Origin of the sequence: Streptomyces sp. NPDC051582 (assembly GCF_040681715.1) — a bacterium.
Classification (GTDB): Bacteria; Actinomycetota; Actinomycetes; order Streptomycetales; family Streptomycetaceae; genus Streptomyces.
Genome location: NZ_JBFAZJ010000010.1, coordinates 144,183 through 160,763, shown reverse-complemented (window position 1 = coordinate 160,763; position 16,581 = coordinate 144,183). Strand labels below are relative to the sequence as shown.

Sequence of the window (16,581 nt, the reverse complement as noted above, 5' to 3'; positions counted from 1 at the left end):
CCCCCACCCGCAGCCTGTGTGCAGTGCCCCTTCCGCCCTGTCCGGCACACCGGCCGGCGGATGATCATCGGAGGACCTGGTGGGAGTACCCGTCCCTGTCGACGTCGTCGCATTCGACCCCGTGCTGGAAGCCGGAACCAAGAGCACCCTGTTCGCCTGCCCCGAGGTCTCCCTGACCGCCGCGGGCGAGGCCCCGCGGGTCGTGGTCATGACCGTGGACCAGGTCGGCCGGCCCGAGCTCGACGTCCTGCGCACCGTCCGCGACACCCCGGCCCGCCCCGATGTGGTGCTGGTGGCGGGCGAGTTGGCCCCCGACGGCGCCCTGCACGCCATCGCGGCCGGCGCCCGCGGCCTGCTGCGCCGCCGGGAGGCGGACGTCACCCGCCTCTCGCGCGCCGTACTGGCGGCCTCCCGGGGCGACTGCACGCTGCCGCCGGACCTCCTGGACCGGCTGCTGGAGCGCTCCGGCGCCGGCGGCCGGGCGGCCGGCGGCTCCGACGGGGGCACGGACCCGTGGGCTGCGGCGGGCCTGAGCGACCGGGAGCGCAGTGTGCTGCGGCTGGTCGCCGACGGCCACGAGACGAACGAGATAGCCAAGCAGCTGTGTTACTCGCCGCGGACCGTGACGAGCGTCGTCCACGACATCACCCAGCGGTTCCGGCTCCGCAACCGCGCCCACGCGGTCGCCTACGCGATGCGGGTGGGCCTGCTGTGAGCGCCGTGGCCGAACTGACGCGCGAGACGCGCGAGACGCGCGAGCTGCACGACGTACGCGAGCTCCACGAGGTACGCGAGCTCCACGAGCTCGCGCCCGTACGGATCCCCGCGGCCCCGGACCGGCTGACCCTGCTGCGCCAGGCCGGGGACGGCCTGATGCCCTACCCGGCCCTGGTCCGCCTGCTCGGCGCGGCCACCTCGGCCGGAGCCCCCTCCCCCGGAGCCCCTTCCGCGAGCACCCCGGCCACCCGGTCCGCGGCGGCCCCGCCCGACGCCCCCCGGCTCACGGCCCGCCAGACCGCGGTGCTCACGCTGATGGCGGAGGGCCACGGCAACGCGGTGATCGCCCGCACCCTGTCCTGCTCGGAGCACACGATCAAGAACGTGATCTATGAACTCATGTCCCGCCTCCAGGCCCGCAACCGCGCCCACGCCGTGGCCCGTGCCGTCCGCCACAGCCTCATCTGAGACCGGTCCCGCGCCGAACACGCCTCCGGGACGGGAGCTCGGGGCAAGGCCGTCGCCCATGACGGCACGCCGGGGGCCGGTGCGGCATGAGCGGTGATTTTCGCTATCGGGCGGAACGGATCGCGCTGGGCCTGATGGCCGCGTCCGGTGTCGTGGTGCTGCTCGCGGATCTCTTCGGCTGGCTCGACGCGTTGGCGCCCGGGGGTGCGCTCCCCAAGGTCACGCTGCTCATCCTGAGCACGGTCACGGTGTTCCTCCTGCTGGAGATCGACCGCCTGAGGAAGCTCGACGACGTCCAGGCACAAGTCGGCGCGCTGGACGCGAACATCGAGGCGCACCTCTCCAAGCTGGACATCGACTCGGTCGCGCAGCGGCTCAAGCAGGAGCACTACAGCGGGGTGGTCCGGGTCCACCGGCGCTTCCCCGAGGACGAGTTCACGCGGTACGCGAACGACGCCGTCCAGGAGGTCGTCATCCTGCAGACCTGGATCCCCAATCTGGAGCACATCGAGCCCGCGCTGCGCAAGGCGATCGTCGACCGGCAGGTGCCGGTGCGCATCATGCTGCTGCACCCGTCGTCGCCCGCGGCGGGATTGCGCGACGAGGCGCTGACGGCCGTACGCGATCGCGCCCTCGCGGTGGACGTGAAGGCGAGCGTGGAGCGGTGCCTGGCCGGCCTCGCCGAGCTCTGCCTGGGAATCCGGCCGGAGCGCCGGTCACAGCTGCGGGTGCGCGTGTACAACTCCCTTCCCTCGATCGCCGTGTTCAAGGTCGACGGCCACTTCCTGGTGAGTTCGTTCCTGCACGGGCAGCTCGCCATCGACTCCACCCAGACCGAGATCGACGGCGACGACACCGTCATGGGCGCGGAGGTGCGCAAGGAGCTCGACACCCTGTGGCGCATCGGTCACGACGTGGACCTGGGCGACTGGCGCAACTCCATCGGGAACATCGGCCTGTGAACCGCGGAGGGGTACGAGCCATGGCCATGCACGAGCTGGACGCGTTCGAGGACGCGCTGATCGCGCGGTTCAGGGAGCACCCGGTCCTGGCGAACATCGCGCTGCTGGCGGACGAGGACTTCCGCGCCCTCCTGCTCCAGCGGCGCTTCGCCTCCCTCGCCTTCACCCCGTTCTACGATCTGGCGATCGACCTGCTGCGCGACGGGACGGGCCGGCGGATCGCCCGTGTCCTGCTGCGCGAGGAGTACCCGGGAGGGAACGGGCACACGCCCTCGCACCGCGAGGACATGACGCACGACCTGCGCCGGCTCGGGGTCTCCAGGGACGCCCTGGTCGCATCGAGGCCGACCGCCGCGACGCGGCGCGCCCTCGGCGACGCCTTCGAGCTGATCGCCGAATCCGGCGCCCACGACAACGGCGACCTGCGGCTGCTCACGGTGCTGCGGTTCTGGGGCGAGGTCCTGGTCTCGGTGGAGTACGGACGGCTGTGGGAGCGGATGGGGCCCCGGTTCTCCCCCGCGGGGAAGGACCGCTCGCGCTTCTACCACCCGCACCACGTGCATGACGCGAAGACCCGGCCCCTCGCGGGGGCGACGCCGCTCTCCGGCTCCCACTCCGACCGTCTGGCCGCGCGGGTGGTGGAACTCCTGGCCCGGGAGGAGTCGAGCGACTGCTTCAGGGAGCTGACGGAGCGCTCGCTGCAGCTCAAGACGGCCTTCTACGACCAGTTCCTCCCGGCCCTGGACCGGGCGGGGGCCTGACCGGGACCCCCGCGCGGCCGCCCTTCGCTCAGCCCTCGTCGGGCGCCAGGCGCAGCGAGATGGAGTTGATGCAGTAGCGCTGGTCGGTGGGGGTGGGATAGCCCTCACCCTCGAACACGTGTCCGAGGTGGGAGCCGCACTTCGCGCAGAGGACCTCGGTGCGGACCATGCCGTGCGAGGCGTCCGTCTTCAGCTCGACGGCGTCGGAGTCCTTCGGGTCGTAGAAGGACGGCCAGCCGCAGTGCGACTCGAACTTCTCGGTGGAGCGGAAGAGCTCGGAGCCACAGGCGCGACAGGAGTAGACGCCGGCCGTCTTGGTGTCGGTGTACTCACCGTGGAACGCCGGCTCGGTGCCCGCCAGGCGCAGCACCTGGTACTCGGACGGCGTCAGCTCCGCCTGCCACTGCTCGTCCGTCTTCTCGACCTCGTACGACATGACTCTCCCGCTCCCTCGTTCTCAGTCCGCCAGGCGGGCCAGGATCGCCGGACCCAGGTCCGTGACGTCACCCGCGCCCATGGTGAGAACGAGATCACCGGGCTTCGCCATTCCCGCGATGACGTCGGCGACCTCGGCCTTGTCGTGCTCGGCGGTGACGTCGGCGCCGGCGCTGCGGGCGGCCGCGATGATGATCTCGCTGGTGATGCCGGGGATCGGGTCCTCGCGGGCCGGGTAGATGTCGAGGACCACCGCGGAGTCGGCGAGGGCGAGGGCCTGGCCCATCTCCTTGCCCAGCTCCTGGGTGCGGGAGAAGAGGTGCGGCTGGAAGACGACCAGGATCCGCGAGTCCCCGGCGGCGCCGCGGATGGCCTCCAGGTCGGCGGTCATCTCGGTCGGGTGGTGCGCGTAGGAGTCGATGACCTGCACGCCCGAGGCCTCGCCCTTGAGCTGGAGGCGGCGCTTGACGCCGGTGTACTTGCCGAGGGCGGAGGCCAGGTTGTGCGCCGGGATGCCGAGGGCCACACCGGCGGCGAGGGCGGCGACGGCGTTGTGCGCGTAGTGGCGGCCGGGCACGGAGACGGTGAAGGTGAGCATCCGGCCGTCGATGACCACGGTGACCTCGCTGGTCAGACCGCGCGGGGTGATCTTCGTGATCCGGACGTCGGCGCCCTCCTCCTCGCCGTACGTGACGACGCGCAGGCCCTCCGTGCCGCGGACCCGGGCGGCGATCTCGGCGGCGCCCTCCTGCCCGTGGGCGACGACCAGGGTGCCACCGGGCTCGATCTTGCCGACGAAGGTCTCGAAGGACTCGTAGATCTCGTCCATCGACGCGTAGTTCGCGTGGTGGTCGAGCTCCGCGTTCAAGATGATCGCGACCTGCGGGGTGTACTTGTGGAAGCTGCGGTCGCTCTCGTCCGCCTCCGCCACGAAGACGTCGCCCTCACCGTGGTGGGCGTTGGATCCGGGGGCGTCCAGGTCCCCGCCGATCGCGTACGAGGGGTCCAGGCCCAGCGCCGACAGCGACACCGCCAGCATCGAGGTGGTGGTGGTCTTGCCGTGCGTACCGGCGACGGCGATCGGCCGCAGGCCGTCCATCAGGGCGGCCAGGGCGTCGGAGCGGTGCACGACGGGGACGCCGAGCTCGGCGGCGCGCGCCAGCTCCGGGTTGTCGGCGCGGATGGCGCTGGAGACGACGACGCAGGTGGCGTCGGGGGCGAGGTGCCCGGCCGCGTGCCCGATGTGGACCGTGGCGCCGTGGGCGCGCAGCGCCTGGGCGGTCTCGGAGTCCTTGGCGTCGCTGCCGGCGACCCGCGCGCCGCGCTGGGCGAGGATCTTCGCGATGCCGGACATCCCGGCGCCGCCGATGCCGATGAAGTGCGGGCGTTCCATGGCGTTCGGCAGGCCGGGCGGCGTCATACGGGATCTCCCCAAGGTGCGGGTCGGTACGGAATCAGTACGCGGGACGTGGCAGGGGGCGGTGCCCCCCGGCCGGTACGTCCCGGCGCGTGTGTCGGACGCCAGCCTATTCGTTGTGGGCGAAGAGCTTGAGCACCGGAACCCCGACCTTGTGGCGCGCGCGGGAGGCCCAGTCCCGGTGGAAGAACTCCTCGACGAAGTGCGGGGCGGTCAGGACGATCACCTCGTCGGCGTTCGACTCCTCGACGACGGCCCTGAGCTTGTCGAGCGGGTGGTTCTCGATGATCTGCCCGCTGGCCTTGGCGCCCTTCTTGCGCAGGGCCTCCAGGGAGTGGACGAGTGCCTGCTCGGCCGGGCCGCGGGCGGCGTGGCCCTCCGGTACGTCGGCCTCGCGGAGCGCGTCGGGGATCTCGCCGAGTGCCACGTCGTCGATGGCGCGCAGCAGCCGGTCCTGGTCGCCCCGGGGCTGCATGAGGACGAGGAAGGAGACCGGGTCGTCCCCGTGCAGGCTGGTGACGAAGTCCACGTCGACGCTGGTCAGCGGCTGCTCGATCATCAAAACGCTCGTGAACACGGACGCCCTCTCCTTCATGGGCCAGGGCCGGTCGGCCGGCCCCTGCGGAAACCATCCTGCCCCGCTCACGCGGAACCTTGCGTGGATATATCTGCCCAGGTATGTGCCCACCGGAAGCTAAGCGGAACAACAAATTCCGCTCCTTCTCAGATCCGACGGTAGCTCGTGTAGAGGAACCCGGCCTCCTCCAGTACGGAGGCGGGCGCGAGCCGGTGCGGCACGGCCACCGGGGGCCCTCCGGAGATCCGCTGGGCCCCGCCCGCGGCCAGCATCGGCGAGATCGTCAGGCACAGCTCGTCCAGCGCGTCGGCGGCCACGAACTGCCCCAGCAGCCGGGGACCGCCCTCGGTGAGCTGGCGGCGCAGCCCCCGGTCCGCCAGCTCCCGTACGATCCGGGCCGGATCCACGGCCGCCCCGTCGCCCGCCAGTACGACCTCGGCCCCGGCCGAGGCGGCCGCCGCCACCCGTTCGGCGGGTGCGGCCGCCCCGGTCACCACGAGGGTCGGCACGAGGGGGGAGGTGAACAGGGGCAGCGAGAAATCCAGGTCCAGGCTCGCCGTGACCACCGCGATGGCGGGGGCGGGGCCCTGTCCGGCGGCCGCGCGCCGGGCCGCGAAGGCCTCCCGGGCCCGCGCCGGGCGGTACCCCTCCTGGCGAACCGTTTCGGCGCCGACCACCACCACATCGGCCAGCGCCCGCAGGGTGCCGAAGATCCGCATGTCGGTCTCGCTGGAGATCGGCTGCGAGCGCCCGTCGTGCTGGGCCGCGCCGTCCAGGGTGGAGACCATGTTGGCCCGCAGCCAGTGCCCCTCCGGGCCGAGCGCGGGGTACGCGTACGCCTCCGCCAGCTCGTCCAGCGACCACTCGCGGTCACTGCGGTCCGCGGGGGCCGATGTCGGGTCGGCCGATGTCTGATCGGTCACAGGGAACAGGCGTCGCATCGGTGCAGTGTGCCACGCCCCGTAGAGTTAAGAGCTGTGTCAACATCACTCTCAACCTCCGGATCCACCTACGGGCGACCCCCGATAGCCGGCCCGGCCGAGGCCGGGCCGCAGGCCCTGTGCGCCCGCGAGCCGCGGGTGCCCGCCGAGCGGCTGGTGGCCGAGATGGTGCCGCCTCCGCGTTTCGACTCGGTGCGCTTCGACACGTACGACCCCGACCCCGGTCAGCCGAGCCAGACCGAGGCCGTCACCGTGCTCAGCGGCTTCGCCGCCGGGCTGGGCGGGGCCCACGCGAGCGGCGGCGCAAAGCGCCGCTGGTTCGCGAAGAAGGCCCCGGTCGCCACCGGCCCGCGCGGGGTCTACCTCGACGGCGGCTACGGAGTCGGCAAGACCCACCTGCTGGCCTCCCTCTGGCACGCCACCCCGGCCGAGCCCGCGCTCAAGGCCTTCGGCACCTTCGTGGAACTGACCAACCTGGTCGGGGCACTGGGCTTCCAGCAGACGGTCCAGACGCTGGGCGGCCACCGCCTCCTGTGCATCGACGAGTTCGAGCTGGACGACCCCGGCGACACCGTCCTCGTCTCCTCGCTGCTGAGCAGGCTGGTCGAGCAGGGCGTGGCGCTGGCCGCCACCTCCAACACCCTGCCCGGCAAGCTCGGCGAGGGCCGGTTCGCCGCCGCGGACTTCCTGCGGGAGATCCAGGGGCTCTCGGCGCACTTCCGCCCGCTGCGCATCGACGGCCAGGACTACCGCCACCGCGGGCTGCCGCAGGCCCCGGCCCCGTTCTCGGACGAGCAGGTCACGAAGGCCGCGTACGCGACCGAGGGCGCGAGCCTGGACGACTTCCCGGGGCTGCTGGAGCACCTGGCCAAGGTCCACCCCAGCCGGTACGGCGCCCTCACGGACGGCGTGGCGGCGGTCTGCCTGACCGACGTCGGCCCGGTGCCGGACCAGTCGACGGCGCTGCGCCTCGTGGTCCTCGCCGACCGCCTGTACGACCGGGAGATACCGGTCCTGGCGTCCGGCGTCCCCTTCGACGGGCTCTTCAGTGAAGAAATGCTGAACGGCGGCTACCGCAAGAAGTACTTCCGGGCCATCTCAAGGCTCACCGCACTGGCGCGCGACGCGAAACCCCTGGTGTCCCAGTAGGTTTGGGGACGCCGGCCCGACCCGTCACCGGGGCGGTCCGGCAGTTCCCCACATCTTCCGAAGGGATCCACCATGGCCACCACGCGTACCGCGCACACCAACTGGGAAGGCAACCTGCTCAAGGGTGCCGGTGTCGTCACCCTCGACTCCTCGGGTCAGGGTTCGTTCGACGTCTCCTGGCCCTCGCGCGCCGAGGCCGCGAACGGCAAGACCAGCCCGGAAGAGCTGATCGCCGCCGCGCACTCCAGCTGCTACTCGATGGCCCTCTCGCACGGCCTCGACGGGGCCGGCACCCCTCCCACCCGGGTGGAGACCAAGGCCGACGTGACCTTCCAGCCGGGCGAGGGCATCACCGGCATCCACCTGTCGGTGCGCGCCGAGGTTCCCGGCCTGGACGCGGAGGGCTTCGCCGCCGCCGCCGAGGACGCCAAGAAGAACTGCCCGGTCAGCCAGGCGCTGACCGGCACGACGATCACCCTGAGCGCGGAGCTGATCTAGCGGTCCGGCGACCCGGCGCGTCCGAGGCGGGGGGGTAGGGGCTCGTGGTACCACGGGCCCGTCACCCCCCTCGCCCCGGGAGCCGCCGATGTCTCTCACCCGCCGCACCCTGCTCGCCTCGATCGCCTTCAGCGGAGCCCTCGGCTCCGTCTTCGCCGGCAGCTCCCGCGCCGTCCCGCTGCCGCGGCAGGGGTACGGCCCGCTGGTGCCCGACCCCCGCAAGCTGCTCGACCTGCCCGCCGGGTTCCGCTACCGCGTGCTCTCCCGCGCCGGCGACCCCCTGCGCTCCGGCGAAGGCCCCGTACCGGCCAACTGTGACGGCATGGCCGCCTTCGACGCCGGCTCCGGCCGCGTCCGCCTCGTCCGCAACCACGAGAACCGCACCACCGCCGCCCTGCGCGTCCCCGCCGTCGAGGGCCTCACGTACGACCCCCACGCCCTCGGCGGCTGCACCGTCCTGGAGCTCGACCGGGACGGTACCGTCACCGCCGAGCGCGTCGCCCTCGCCGGCACCGCCGTCAACTGCGCGGGCGGCCGGACCCCCTGGAACACCTGGCTCAGCTGCGAGGAGACCGAGGACCGCGCCGGGACCTCCGGCTACACCGAGGACCACGGCTACGTCTTCGAGGTCGATCCCGCCGACCCGTACCGCTGCGGAGCCGTCCCGCTCACCGCGATGGGCCGCTTCGCGCACGAGGCCGTCGCCGTCGACCCGTACCGCGGGACCGTCTACGAGACCGAGGACGCCTTCATCCGGCCCTTCGGTCTCTTCTACCGCTTCCTGCCCGCGCGGCCTCTCGCCGGCCCCGGCTCCCTGCGGGCCGGCGGCACCCTCCACGCCATGCGCGTCCCGGGGCTGGCCGACCTCTCCGTCGTGGCCGAGCCCGGCGCCGAGTTCCCGGTCGAGTGGGTCCCCGTGCCGGACCCCTCGGCGGCGCGGACCCCCATCCGGTTGCAGGACTTCGGTCCGGGCGGGATCACCCACGCGCAGAAACTGGAGGGCTGTTACTGGGGCGACGGAGGCGTCCACTTCGTCTCCAGCTACGCCCGCCGCCTCGAAGGGGCGCCCGCCGACCATCACGGCCAGGTCTGGTTCCACGACCCGCGGCGCTCCACGATCCGGCTGGACGTGCTCTTCGGTCCGGCGACCGACATCCAGTTGCCCGGGGACTCCCCCGACAACATCTGCCTGGCCCCGGACGGCGGCCTGATGGTGTGCGAGGACGGCGGCGGGGCGCAGTACGTCTTCGGCCTCACGCCGGGCGGCGAGGTCTACCCGATGGCCCGGGGCGCCGAGGACATCGGCCGGCCCGGGACGCCGGAGTGGGGCGAGTTCGCCGGGGTCACCTTCTCCCCCGACGGGCGGACGATGTACGTCAACGCCTACGCCCCGGGGACCACCTTCGCCGTGACGGGGCCCTGGCACTGACCTGCCGGCCCCGCCGCCCGGCCGCCGCGCCCTCGCGACCCCGTCCGTTCTGATGGATCATCGGAGGAATCGACCGGATCGGGGTAGGTGGCTGTGACCAAGGAGAGCAAGAAGGCCGACGAGGGCAAGAAGAGCGGCACGAAGAGCGGCAAGAAGTCCGGCCGGAAGAACAAGGACGCCGAGGACGCCCCCCTGCGCCCGTTGCTCCGCGCGCCGGTCGGCGAGCGCCTCGACCTCGGCGCCTTCGATCCCGCCTCGACCCCCGGCGGCCCGGCCGGCAAGGCCGCGGGCCTCGCCGCCACCGCCGCGCTGGCCGGGCCACTCGCCGCCCTCCAGGAGCGGCTGTACGCGGCGAGCACCGCGGGCGACCGCCGCCGGGTCCTGCTCGTCCTCCAGGGCACGGACACCAGCGGCAAGGGCGGCACGGTGAAACACGTGATCGGCCTCCTCAACCCAGCCGGCTGCCGGGTCAGGTCCTTCAAGACGCCCACGCAGGAGGAGCGCGAGCACCCCTTCCTCTGGCGCATCAGGAAGGCCCTCCCCCCGGCGGGCGAGATCGGCATCTTCGACCGCTCGCACTACGAGGACGTCCTCATCGCCCGTGTCCGCGAGCTGGTGTCGCGCAGTCAGCTGAACCGCCGCTACGCCCAGATCAACCGGTTCGAGCAGTCCCTCGCGGACGACGGCGTCACGCTGGTCAAGGTCTTCCTCCACATCGGCTACGAGGAGCAGCGCGAGCGGCTGCTGGAACGGCTGGACAACCCCGACAAGCACTGGAAGTTCAGCCCGGGCGACATCGAGGACCGCGTCCTGTGGCCCGAGTACCAGCACGCGTACGAGCTGGCCCTGCAGCGCTGCTCCACCGACGCCGCGCCCTGGTACGTGGTCCCGGCGAACCGGAAGTGGTACCGCAACTGGGCGATCTGCAAGCTGCTGCTGGAGCATCTGGAGGAGCTGGATCCGCGCTATCCGCAGGCCGGTTTCGACGTGGAGGAGAGCCGGAAGCGACTGCTGGAGACCTGATGCCCGTCACACGGGCGGGCGATTCGTATGCCTGCCCCGGCGCCGCTGCGATCTGCTTGGCAGATGGTCATATATTTTGCGTCCGTGACCCTTTCTGTGCGCAATGTGGTGGTCGCGGCCGCCCTCAGTGCCGCTCTCTGCACCGCCCTCACCGGATGCGGAGGCGGTAGCGGCAGCTCCGCATCCGGCCCCGGCCACCAGGCCGCCCGCATGGGCACCCCCGGGGCCTCCGCTCCGCCCTCCGCCACGGCTTCGGCCGGCGCGCCGCAGGCCACCGGCTCCTCCCCGGCCGCCGCCCCGCCGCCCGCCAAGGCCCCGACCCTGGCCCCCGGGCCGAACGGCCTGACCCCCGTCTTCGAGCGGGCGAAGCAGCAGACCGACAAGACCGTCGCGCTGACCTTCGACGCCGACATGACCTCCGACCAGGGGCAGCGCGCCGCGGACGGGGAGCACTTCGACAACCCGCAGCTCATCTCGACCCTGCGCACGCTGAAGGTGCCCTCGACGATCTTCATGACCGGCCGCTGGGCCGAGCAGTACCCGGACCAGGCCAAGGCCATCGGCACCGACCCGAACTTCGAGATCGCGAACCACTCGTACAGCCACCACGCCTTCACCTCGCCCTGCTACGGGCTCCCCGCGCTCGACGCGGCCGCCGCCCGGGCCGATGTGGACCGGGCCTTCGCCGCCTTCCGCACGGCGGGTGCGCTCAACACGGTCCCGTACTTCCGCTTCCCCGGCGGCTGCTACGACGACCAGGCGCTGCGGGCCGTCTCCACGGCCAAGGTCACGCCCGTCCAGTGGGACGTGGTCAGCGGGGACGCCTTCGCCAAGGACCCGGACGCGGTGGCCGAGCAGGTGCTCACCGGTGTGAAGCCCGGCTCGGTGGTGGTCATGCACTGCACGCGCAGCGCCGCCCCCGTCACCGAGGAGGCCATCCACAAGATCGTCCCGGAGCTGCGCAAGCGCGGCTACCGCTTCGTGAAGGTCTCCGAGCTGATCGGGAAGTAGCCCACCGGGAAGCGGGCGCGGTGGCGGCGCCGTGGCGGCGCGGCCTCAGCCGGAACAGGCCGAGCGCTGCGCGTCCTGCCACTCGCACACCGGGCACAGCACCCGGCCCGGGGTCGCGACCCCGTACTCGGTGGGCTTGCCGCACTCCACGCAGTCCGCGTACGGCGGCCCGGGCACCCTCCCGGCGGGCGCCGCCGGGGCGGTGCAGTACGACTCGGTCCCGGTCGGCGCGTCCACTTCCTCCATGCCCGCGAGCGTACTCGGCTCCGCCGCGCAGTCGGGTCTCAGTGCGCGGCCGCCGCCTCGGTGACCTCGCTGGGCCGGACGATGACGAAGCCCTCGCCGCGCAGCATCAGCTGCACGGCCTCGCCGGAGCCGCCGCGGATCATCGAGCCGACGGACTGGGAGCGGTGCAGGCCCGTCTCCAGCCGGGCGCTCCAGCCGACCACCGCGTCGGTGTCCACGTACACCGGGTTCTGCGCGGTGACCGGAATGATGATCGGGTGGCCGTCGCAGATCACGGCGAGCTTGCCGGTACCGGTGAAGAGGCTGTTGAAGAGGCCGCCACCGGTCATACCGGCGCCCTTCAGCATCTTTATCTCGTAGGAGAGCGTCGGGTCGAAACAGAGCACGTTGCGCCCGTTGATGGTCAGCGCGTCGCCCGGCTCGAAGTCGATGATGAAGCAGTTGCCCGCCTGGTGCGCGAACCAGGCCTCGCCCTGCCCGCGTACGGACATCAGCGCGAGGCCCTCGCCGGTGACGGCGCGCTTGAGCATGCCGCCTATGCCCTGGCCCTTGCGCTCGAACTGGAGGTTTCCGCGGAAGGCGACCATCGAGCCCTGCCGGGCGAGCATTTCACCGTTGACGGTGTACTTCACGGACTTGGCGTTCTGGAGGGTCATGCCGGGGGCGGCAGCGGGCTGGGCGAGGTTCTCGGACGCAAAAAGGTCGCTCTTCATGCGCTCGATCTTCGCCCGGCCGGGGCCCCCGCAGCATCATCCTGAAGGGGGAGCCTGGCATCCTTGGCGGGATGAGCAGCCAGCACCAGAACCACACTCCAGAGGTACCGGCGGTGGGGGCGGACAGCCCCTTCCGGCAGGAGCACGCCGTCCGCGACGAGGCACCGCAGTTCGTCCTGCCCCTGGTCGTGCGGATCGAGAAGGCCGAACCTCCCGCCCGGACCGACGCGCTGGAGACGGCGGCCCGCGCCGTGCTGGTCCTGCTGACCGACGAGCGGGCCCACGGCGAGGGCGAGTGGGCCGAGGCGGTACGCGACTGGCAGGACGCACGCATCCGGAAGGTGGTGCGGCGGGCGCGCGGGGCGGAGTGGCGCAAGGCCGGGACCCTGCCCGGTGTCACGGTGCACGGTGACATGGCCGAGGTACGGGTCTTCCCGCCGGTGCCGTTGGACGGCTGGCCCAAGGAGCTCGCGAAGCTCCAGGTCTCGGGGACCGACCTGGACGACCCGGAGCCGGTCGCACCGGCCGCGCCCGGGACCGCGGTGCTGTGGCTCAACCCGGAGCTGGAGATGTCCGCCGGCAAGGCGATGGCCCAGGCCGGGCACGCGGCGCAGCTGGCGTGGTGGGAGCTGACCGGCGCCGAGCGCACCGCCTGGCAGGACTGCGGCTTCCGGCTGGCCGTACGGACGGCCCCGCGCGAGCGGTGGGCGGAGCTGAGCGGCAGCGGTCTGCCGGTGGTCCGGGACGCCGGGTTCACGGAGATCGCGCCCGGCTCGGCGACGGTGGTCGCGGACCATCCGGCGCTGCGGACCCGGCTCGCCGGGGGCGTCTCGCCCTGAACCCGCCCGTTCCGAGGGCGCCGGCCCGCAACCTCAAATGTTGCTCTGAACGTCCCTGTCCGCGGTTGGCCCGACTCCGTCGGGGCCATCACATCGGCACACGACCGTCGAGAGGGGGCGAGGGGACATGAACACCATGGCGCACCTGGGGGTGGGCATCGGATGGCGGCCGGAGATCGCTGACGCGGTGGAGCGGCTGCCGGGGCTGGACTGGGTCGAGGTGGTGGCCGAGAACATCTGTTCCGGCCACCTGCCCGCCTCGCTGCTGCGGCTGCGCGAGCGCGGGGTGCGCGTCGTACCGCACGGGGTCTCGCTGGGCCTCGGCGGCGCCGAGCGGCCCGACGCCGCGAAGCTGGCCGCGCTCGGGGAGCGGGCCCTCGCGCTGGGGGCGCCGCTCGTCACGGAGCACATCGCGTTCGTACGGACGTCCTCGCCGGCGCTGGAGGCCGGGCACCTGCTGCCGGTGCGCCGGACGCGGGACGCGCTGGACGTGCTGTGCGAGAACGTCCGGATCGCGCAGGAGGCCCTGCCGGTGCCGCTGGCGCTGGAGAACATCGCCGCGCTGGTCTCGTGGCCCGGGGAGGAGCTGACGGAGGGACGGTTCCTGACGGAGCTGGTGGAGCGTACGGGGGTCCGGCTGCTGATCGACGTCGCCAACCTGCACACGAACCGGGTGAACCGGGGCGAGGACCCGTTCGCCGTGCTGGACGCGATCCCGCTGGAGGCGCTCGCGTACGTGCACGTCGCCGGGGGCGTGGAGCGGGACGGGGTGTGGCACGACACGCATGCGCATCCGGTGCCCGCGGTGGTGCTGGACGTCCTGGCGGAGCTGCGCAAGCGGGTCGCCCCGGCGGGCGTGCTGCTGGAGCGGGACGACGATTTCCCCGCGGAGGCGGAGCTGGCCGGGGAACTCGCCGCCATCCGTGGGGTGGTGGGCCCGGTGAGCCCGGTGGACCCGGTGGACCCGGTGGACCCGGCTGAGCACTCCCCCGCCCGCTCCTGCGCCGTGCCCCGGGGCTCCGCCCCGGGCGCCTCGCCGCTCACGCCGGCGGGGACGCGGAAGCGGGCCCGCGTCGGGGAGGAGCAGGGTGCGCTGCTCGCCGCGCTCGTCGCGGGGGCGCAGGCGCCCGAGGGGTTCGACCGGGAGCGGGTACGGGTGCAGGCGCGGGCGCTGGCCGCCAAGCGGGCCGGGGTCGTCGCGAAGCTGGCGCCCGAGCTGCCCGGGATCCTGGGTGGTGAGGCCCCGTACCGCGAGGCCTTCGTCGGGTACGCCCGCAGCCGGCCCATGACCGCCGGATACCGGCGCGACGCCCTCGACTTCGCCGAGCACCTGCTGATCCGGGACCTGCCCGCCGACCCCGCCGCGCGGCGCCGGCTGACCTCCTGGTGGCGGGACCGGGTCGGGGCGCGGCCGCCGCGCCGGATCGTGCGCTGGGCCCGGGCCCTCGTGGGGCGTGCGGCATGAACGTTCTCGCCCTCGCGATCTGGATCGCCGTCGTCGTCTCCACCCTCCTGCTGGTCCGCGGCGTACGGCGCTCCCGGCCGCGCCCGGCCGGCCCCGCGCCGCGCCTGCACGATCTGTCCGAGGCCGCCTTCATGGCCGGCGGCCCCGGCGCGGTCGTGGACAGCGCGCTCGTCTCGCTGCTCGGGGACGGCCGGCTGGTGGTCGGCGGTCCGGGGATCGTCGCGCTGCGGCCCGGAGCCCGGGCCGGCGACATCGCCGAACGGGCCGTGTTCGAGGCCCTGCGCCGGGCACCGTCCGGCTGGCTCTACCAGGTGCGGTACGCCGCCATGCTCGACCCCGCCGTCCAGGAGACCGGCGACGCGCTCGCCGCCCGCGGGCTGCTCGCGGTGCCCGGCTCCGGGCGGAAGTGGCGGCGCTGGGCGCTGGCCCAGGTCGTGGTCTGCGCGGTGTGGGTGGTGGTCTCGCTGCCGCTCACGTTCGTGGCGCTGGCGCTCGATCCCGGTCCCCAGGTGCCGTTCGTCTTCAAGGTGCTCCCGGCGCTGGCGGGCGGGATCGTCCTGGGATGCGTCCTCGCCGCCAAGGCCCGGCAGCGGCTCGCCCCGGCGGGGCAGGCCGCGCTGCGCGAGATCCGCACGCACTACGTGAACGACCGGACCCCGCACGTGCAGACGGCCCTGTACGGGCTCAGGGGGCTGCGGGATCCGCACCTGCGGGAGCAGCTGGTACCGGCCGCGCGGAGCACCGGGCTGGCGGCGGCGCAGGCACGGGGCGCCCGGCGCGGCTCCCCCTCGTCCTCCTCGTCTTCGTCCTCCTCGTCCTCGGGTGACCACTGCGGGTCTTCCGCGGCGGTCCTGCCCGTCGTATGGTGCGCGAGCAGTGACGGCGGCTCCTCCTCCAGCAGCTGTGGGAGCAGCGGTTCCGGCTGCTCCGGCGGTTCCGGTGGTTCGGGTTGTTCCAGCGGATCGAGTTGTTCCAGCGGTTCCAGTTGCTCCAGTGGTTCCAGTTGCTCCAGCAGCAGTTCGAGTTGCGGCAGTTCGTCCGGTTCGAGCTGCGGCAGCAGTTCCTGACCGGGCACTTCTCCACCTCGTGGGAGTCAGCCATGTTCTGGGTCCTGCTCCTCCTGACGGCCTGGGCGGGGGTGCTGGCGTCGTGCGCCCTCCTGCTGAGGGCCGCCGTCGTGGCCTCGGTGCCGGCGCCCGCTCCGCCCGACGGCGGTGCGGGCGCCGGACACCGCCCTGACGAACTGAACCTGTACGAGGCCGCCTACCTCGCCGGCGGCCCCCGGCGGGTCGCCGAGCTGACGCTGCTCTCCATGCAGCGGGGCAGCCGGCTGCTGCTGGCCCACACGGGCTGGGCGACCGTCGTCGACCCGTTGGGGCGGGATCCGCACGAGCGGTCGGTGCTCGGCGCGTTCGGGCCGGACGGGCAGGCTCCGGTGGTCGCCGTACGCGGCGCGGCGGCCCGGGACGAGGCCGTACGGATCCTCGCGGACCGGCTGGACGCGGCGGGCCTGGCGCTGCCGGCCGCCGCCCGCAGCGCCGTGGCCGGCGGGGTCCGGGCAGTGCGGCGGGCGGCCGCGATGGTGGCGGCGACGGCGACGGCCGCGCTGTGCCTTCCGGCGGACGGGACCACCTGGGCCGTGATCCTGAGCTGGTTCTCGATGCCGCTGCTGCTCACGCTGGGGTGCCTGGCCATCGCCCGCTTCGAGACCTACCCGTACTCCGCGTGGGCCTCCCCGGCCGGGCAGCGGCTGCTCGTCGCGCTGGACCGGGAGCAGGGCGAGGGGGACTCCCTGACGGCGGTGGCGCTGCGCGGGGTCCGCGTGCTGACGGATCCCGCCCTCCGGGCGGCACTGGCCTAGGCAACGGGGGGATTGCTCCCGACACCGGGCGGCGGTCCTGTACAAGAACCCCGTTCAGCGCATCTGATC

19 protein-coding genes are annotated in these 16,581 nt (G+C 73.2%); 13 read left to right on the top strand and 6 right to left on the bottom strand.

Going from position 1 to position 16,581, the window contains the following annotated elements; translation table 11 throughout:
- Window positions 1-79: 79 nt before the first annotated feature.
- The 4 genes from AB0M92_RS15895 (at window position 80) to AB0M92_RS15880 (ending at window position 2,908) form a co-directional block, all read left to right on the top strand.
- Window positions 80-715: a LuxR C-terminal-related transcriptional regulator gene (locus AB0M92_RS15895; RefSeq protein WP_366102714.1), complete on the top strand. Its 636-nt coding sequence runs from the start codon at window positions 80-82 to the stop codon at window positions 713-715.
- A gap of 5 nt (window positions 716-720) precedes the next feature.
- On the top strand, window positions 721-1,185 hold the full coding sequence (locus AB0M92_RS15890; protein ID WP_366102712.1) for a LuxR C-terminal-related transcriptional regulator: 465 nt from the start codon (window positions 721-723) through the stop codon (window positions 1,183-1,185).
- 86 nt (window positions 1,186-1,271) lie between these two features.
- Window positions 1,272-2,147 (top strand): hypothetical protein, encoded by an 876-nt coding sequence (locus tag AB0M92_RS15885; protein ID WP_366102711.1) that lies wholly within the window; start codon window positions 1,272-1,274, stop codon window positions 2,145-2,147.
- A gap of 20 nt (window positions 2,148-2,167) precedes the next feature.
- The gene (locus AB0M92_RS15880) at window positions 2,168-2,908 is read left to right on the top strand and encodes a hypothetical protein (RefSeq protein ID WP_366102710.1); all 741 of its coding nucleotides are present in this window, start codon (window positions 2,168-2,170) and stop codon (window positions 2,906-2,908) included.
- Between the two features lie 28 nt (window positions 2,909-2,936).
- Here AB0M92_RS15880 and msrB read toward each other — a convergent pair whose 3' ends face one another.
- The 4 genes from msrB to AB0M92_RS15860 all read right to left on the bottom strand — a co-directional run bounded on the left by msrB (window position 2,937) and on the right by AB0M92_RS15860 (window position 6,278).
- Complete coding sequence (gene msrB, locus AB0M92_RS15875; RefSeq protein ID WP_366102709.1) at window positions 2,937-3,344, bottom strand: peptide-methionine (R)-S-oxide reductase MsrB; 408 nt, start codon at window positions 3,342-3,344, stop codon at window positions 2,937-2,939.
- Window positions 3,345-3,365: 21 nt separating this feature from the next.
- Window positions 3,366-4,763 (bottom strand): UDP-N-acetylmuramate--L-alanine ligase, encoded by a 1,398-nt coding sequence (murC, locus tag AB0M92_RS15870; RefSeq protein ID WP_366102708.1) that lies wholly within the window; start codon window positions 4,761-4,763, stop codon window positions 3,366-3,368.
- Window positions 4,764-4,869: 106 nt separating this feature from the next.
- Window positions 4,870-5,337 carry an indole-3-glycerol phosphate synthase gene (locus tag AB0M92_RS15865; RefSeq protein ID WP_366102707.1) on the bottom strand — a complete coding sequence of 156 codons (468 nt, stop codon included), beginning with the start codon at window positions 5,335-5,337 and terminating at the stop codon, window positions 4,870-4,872.
- A gap of 146 nt (window positions 5,338-5,483) precedes the next feature.
- Window positions 5,484-6,278: a pyrimidine reductase family protein gene (locus AB0M92_RS15860; RefSeq protein WP_366102706.1), complete on the bottom strand. Its 795-nt coding sequence runs from the start codon at window positions 6,276-6,278 to the stop codon at window positions 5,484-5,486.
- A gap of 36 nt (window positions 6,279-6,314) precedes the next feature.
- On the opposite strand from AB0M92_RS15860, the gene zapE reads away from it, so the two are divergent.
- From zapE to AB0M92_RS15835, 5 genes are all read left to right on the top strand, one after another.
- Window positions 6,315-7,427 (top strand): cell division protein ZapE, encoded by a 1,113-nt coding sequence (gene zapE / locus AB0M92_RS15855; RefSeq protein WP_366102705.1) that lies wholly within the window; start codon window positions 6,315-6,317, stop codon window positions 7,425-7,427.
- A gap of 72 nt (window positions 7,428-7,499) precedes the next feature.
- On the top strand, window positions 7,500-7,925 hold the full coding sequence (locus AB0M92_RS15850; RefSeq protein WP_366102704.1) for an OsmC family protein: 426 nt from the start codon (window positions 7,500-7,502) through the stop codon (window positions 7,923-7,925).
- 88 nt (window positions 7,926-8,013) lie between these two features.
- A complete protein-coding gene (locus AB0M92_RS15845) occupies window positions 8,014-9,354 on the top strand; it encodes an alkaline phosphatase PhoX (protein WP_366102703.1) in 1,341 nt (446 codons plus the stop codon).
- Window positions 9,355-9,447: 93 nt separating this feature from the next.
- Window positions 9,448-10,377 carry a PPK2 family polyphosphate kinase gene (locus AB0M92_RS15840; RefSeq protein ID WP_366102769.1) on the top strand — a complete coding sequence of 310 codons (930 nt, stop codon included), beginning with the start codon at window positions 9,448-9,450 and terminating at the stop codon, window positions 10,375-10,377.
- 84 nt (window positions 10,378-10,461) lie between these two features.
- On the top strand, window positions 10,462-11,388 hold the full coding sequence (locus AB0M92_RS15835) for a polysaccharide deacetylase family protein (RefSeq protein WP_366102702.1): 927 nt from the start codon (window positions 10,462-10,464) through the stop codon (window positions 11,386-11,388).
- A 45-nt stretch (window positions 11,389-11,433) separates the two neighbouring features.
- On the opposite strand, the gene AB0M92_RS15830 is transcribed toward AB0M92_RS15835, so the two are convergent.
- Both AB0M92_RS15830 and AB0M92_RS15825 read right to left on the bottom strand, forming a co-directional pair.
- The gene (locus AB0M92_RS15830) at window positions 11,434-11,634 is read right to left on the bottom strand and encodes a hypothetical protein (RefSeq protein ID WP_366102701.1); all 201 of its coding nucleotides are present in this window, start codon (window positions 11,632-11,634) and stop codon (window positions 11,434-11,436) included.
- A gap of 38 nt (window positions 11,635-11,672) precedes the next feature.
- Window positions 11,673-12,347: an AIM24 family protein gene (locus AB0M92_RS15825; RefSeq protein WP_366102700.1), complete on the bottom strand. Its 675-nt coding sequence runs from the start codon at window positions 12,345-12,347 to the stop codon at window positions 11,673-11,675.
- A 71-nt stretch (window positions 12,348-12,418) separates the two neighbouring features.
- Here AB0M92_RS15825 and AB0M92_RS15820 point away from each other — a divergent pair, with 71 nt between their 5' ends.
- The 4 genes from AB0M92_RS15820 to AB0M92_RS15805 all read left to right on the top strand — a co-directional run bounded on the left by AB0M92_RS15820 (window position 12,419) and on the right by AB0M92_RS15805 (window position 16,512).
- The gene (locus tag AB0M92_RS15820; protein ID WP_366102699.1) at window positions 12,419-13,186 is read left to right on the top strand and encodes an aminoacyl-tRNA hydrolase; all 768 of its coding nucleotides are present in this window, start codon (window positions 12,419-12,421) and stop codon (window positions 13,184-13,186) included.
- Between the two features lie 136 nt (window positions 13,187-13,322).
- Entirely contained in the window at window positions 13,323-14,651 is a 1,329-nt protein-coding gene (locus AB0M92_RS15815) for a DUF692 domain-containing protein (protein ID WP_366102768.1), read from the top strand.
- Complete coding sequence (locus tag AB0M92_RS15810; RefSeq protein ID WP_366102698.1) at window positions 14,648-15,718, top strand: TIGR04222 domain-containing membrane protein; 1,071 nt, start codon at window positions 14,648-14,650, stop codon at window positions 15,716-15,718. The genes AB0M92_RS15815 and AB0M92_RS15810 overlap by 4 nt, the downstream gene beginning before the upstream one ends.
- 32 nt (window positions 15,719-15,750) lie before the next feature.
- A complete protein-coding gene (locus AB0M92_RS15805) occupies window positions 15,751-16,512 on the top strand; it encodes a TIGR04222 domain-containing membrane protein (RefSeq protein WP_366102767.1) in 762 nt (253 codons plus the stop codon).
- Window positions 16,513-16,581 lie beyond the last annotated feature (69 nt).

Coding starts and splice junctions, on each gene's coding strand:
- AB0M92_RS15885 (WP_366102711.1), top strand. CDS start 1,272: ATGAGCGGTGATTTTCGCTATCGGGCGGAACGGATCGCGCTGGGCCTG.
- AB0M92_RS15880 (WP_366102710.1), top strand. CDS start 2,168: ATGGCCATGCACGAGCTGGACGCGTTCGAGGACGCGCTGATCGCGCGG.
- msrB (WP_366102709.1), bottom strand. CDS start 3,344: ATGTCGTACGAGGTCGAGAAGACGGACGAGCAGTGGCAGGCGGAGCTG.
- murC (WP_366102708.1), bottom strand. CDS start 4,763: ATGACGCCGCCCGGCCTGCCGAACGCCATGGAACGCCCGCACTTCATC.
- AB0M92_RS15860 (WP_366102706.1), bottom strand. CDS start 6,278: ATGCGACGCCTGTTCCCTGTGACCGATCAGACATCGGCCGACCCGACA.
- AB0M92_RS15850 (WP_366102704.1), top strand. CDS start 7,500: ATGGCCACCACGCGTACCGCGCACACCAACTGGGAAGGCAACCTGCTC.
- AB0M92_RS15845 (WP_366102703.1), top strand. CDS start 8,014: ATGTCTCTCACCCGCCGCACCCTGCTCGCCTCGATCGCCTTCAGCGGA.
- AB0M92_RS15830 (WP_366102701.1), bottom strand. CDS start 11,634: ATGGAGGAAGTGGACGCGCCGACCGGGACCGAGTCGTACTGCACCGCC.
- AB0M92_RS15825 (WP_366102700.1), bottom strand. CDS start 12,347: ATGAAGAGCGACCTTTTTGCGTCCGAGAACCTCGCCCAGCCCGCTGCC.
- AB0M92_RS15820 (WP_366102699.1), top strand. CDS start 12,419: ATGAGCAGCCAGCACCAGAACCACACTCCAGAGGTACCGGCGGTGGGG.
- AB0M92_RS15815 (WP_366102768.1), top strand. CDS start 13,323: ATGGCGCACCTGGGGGTGGGCATCGGATGGCGGCCGGAGATCGCTGAC.
- AB0M92_RS15810 (WP_366102698.1), top strand. CDS start 14,648: ATGAACGTTCTCGCCCTCGCGATCTGGATCGCCGTCGTCGTCTCCACC.
- AB0M92_RS15805 (WP_366102767.1), top strand. CDS start 15,751: ATGTTCTGGGTCCTGCTCCTCCTGACGGCCTGGGCGGGGGTGCTGGCG.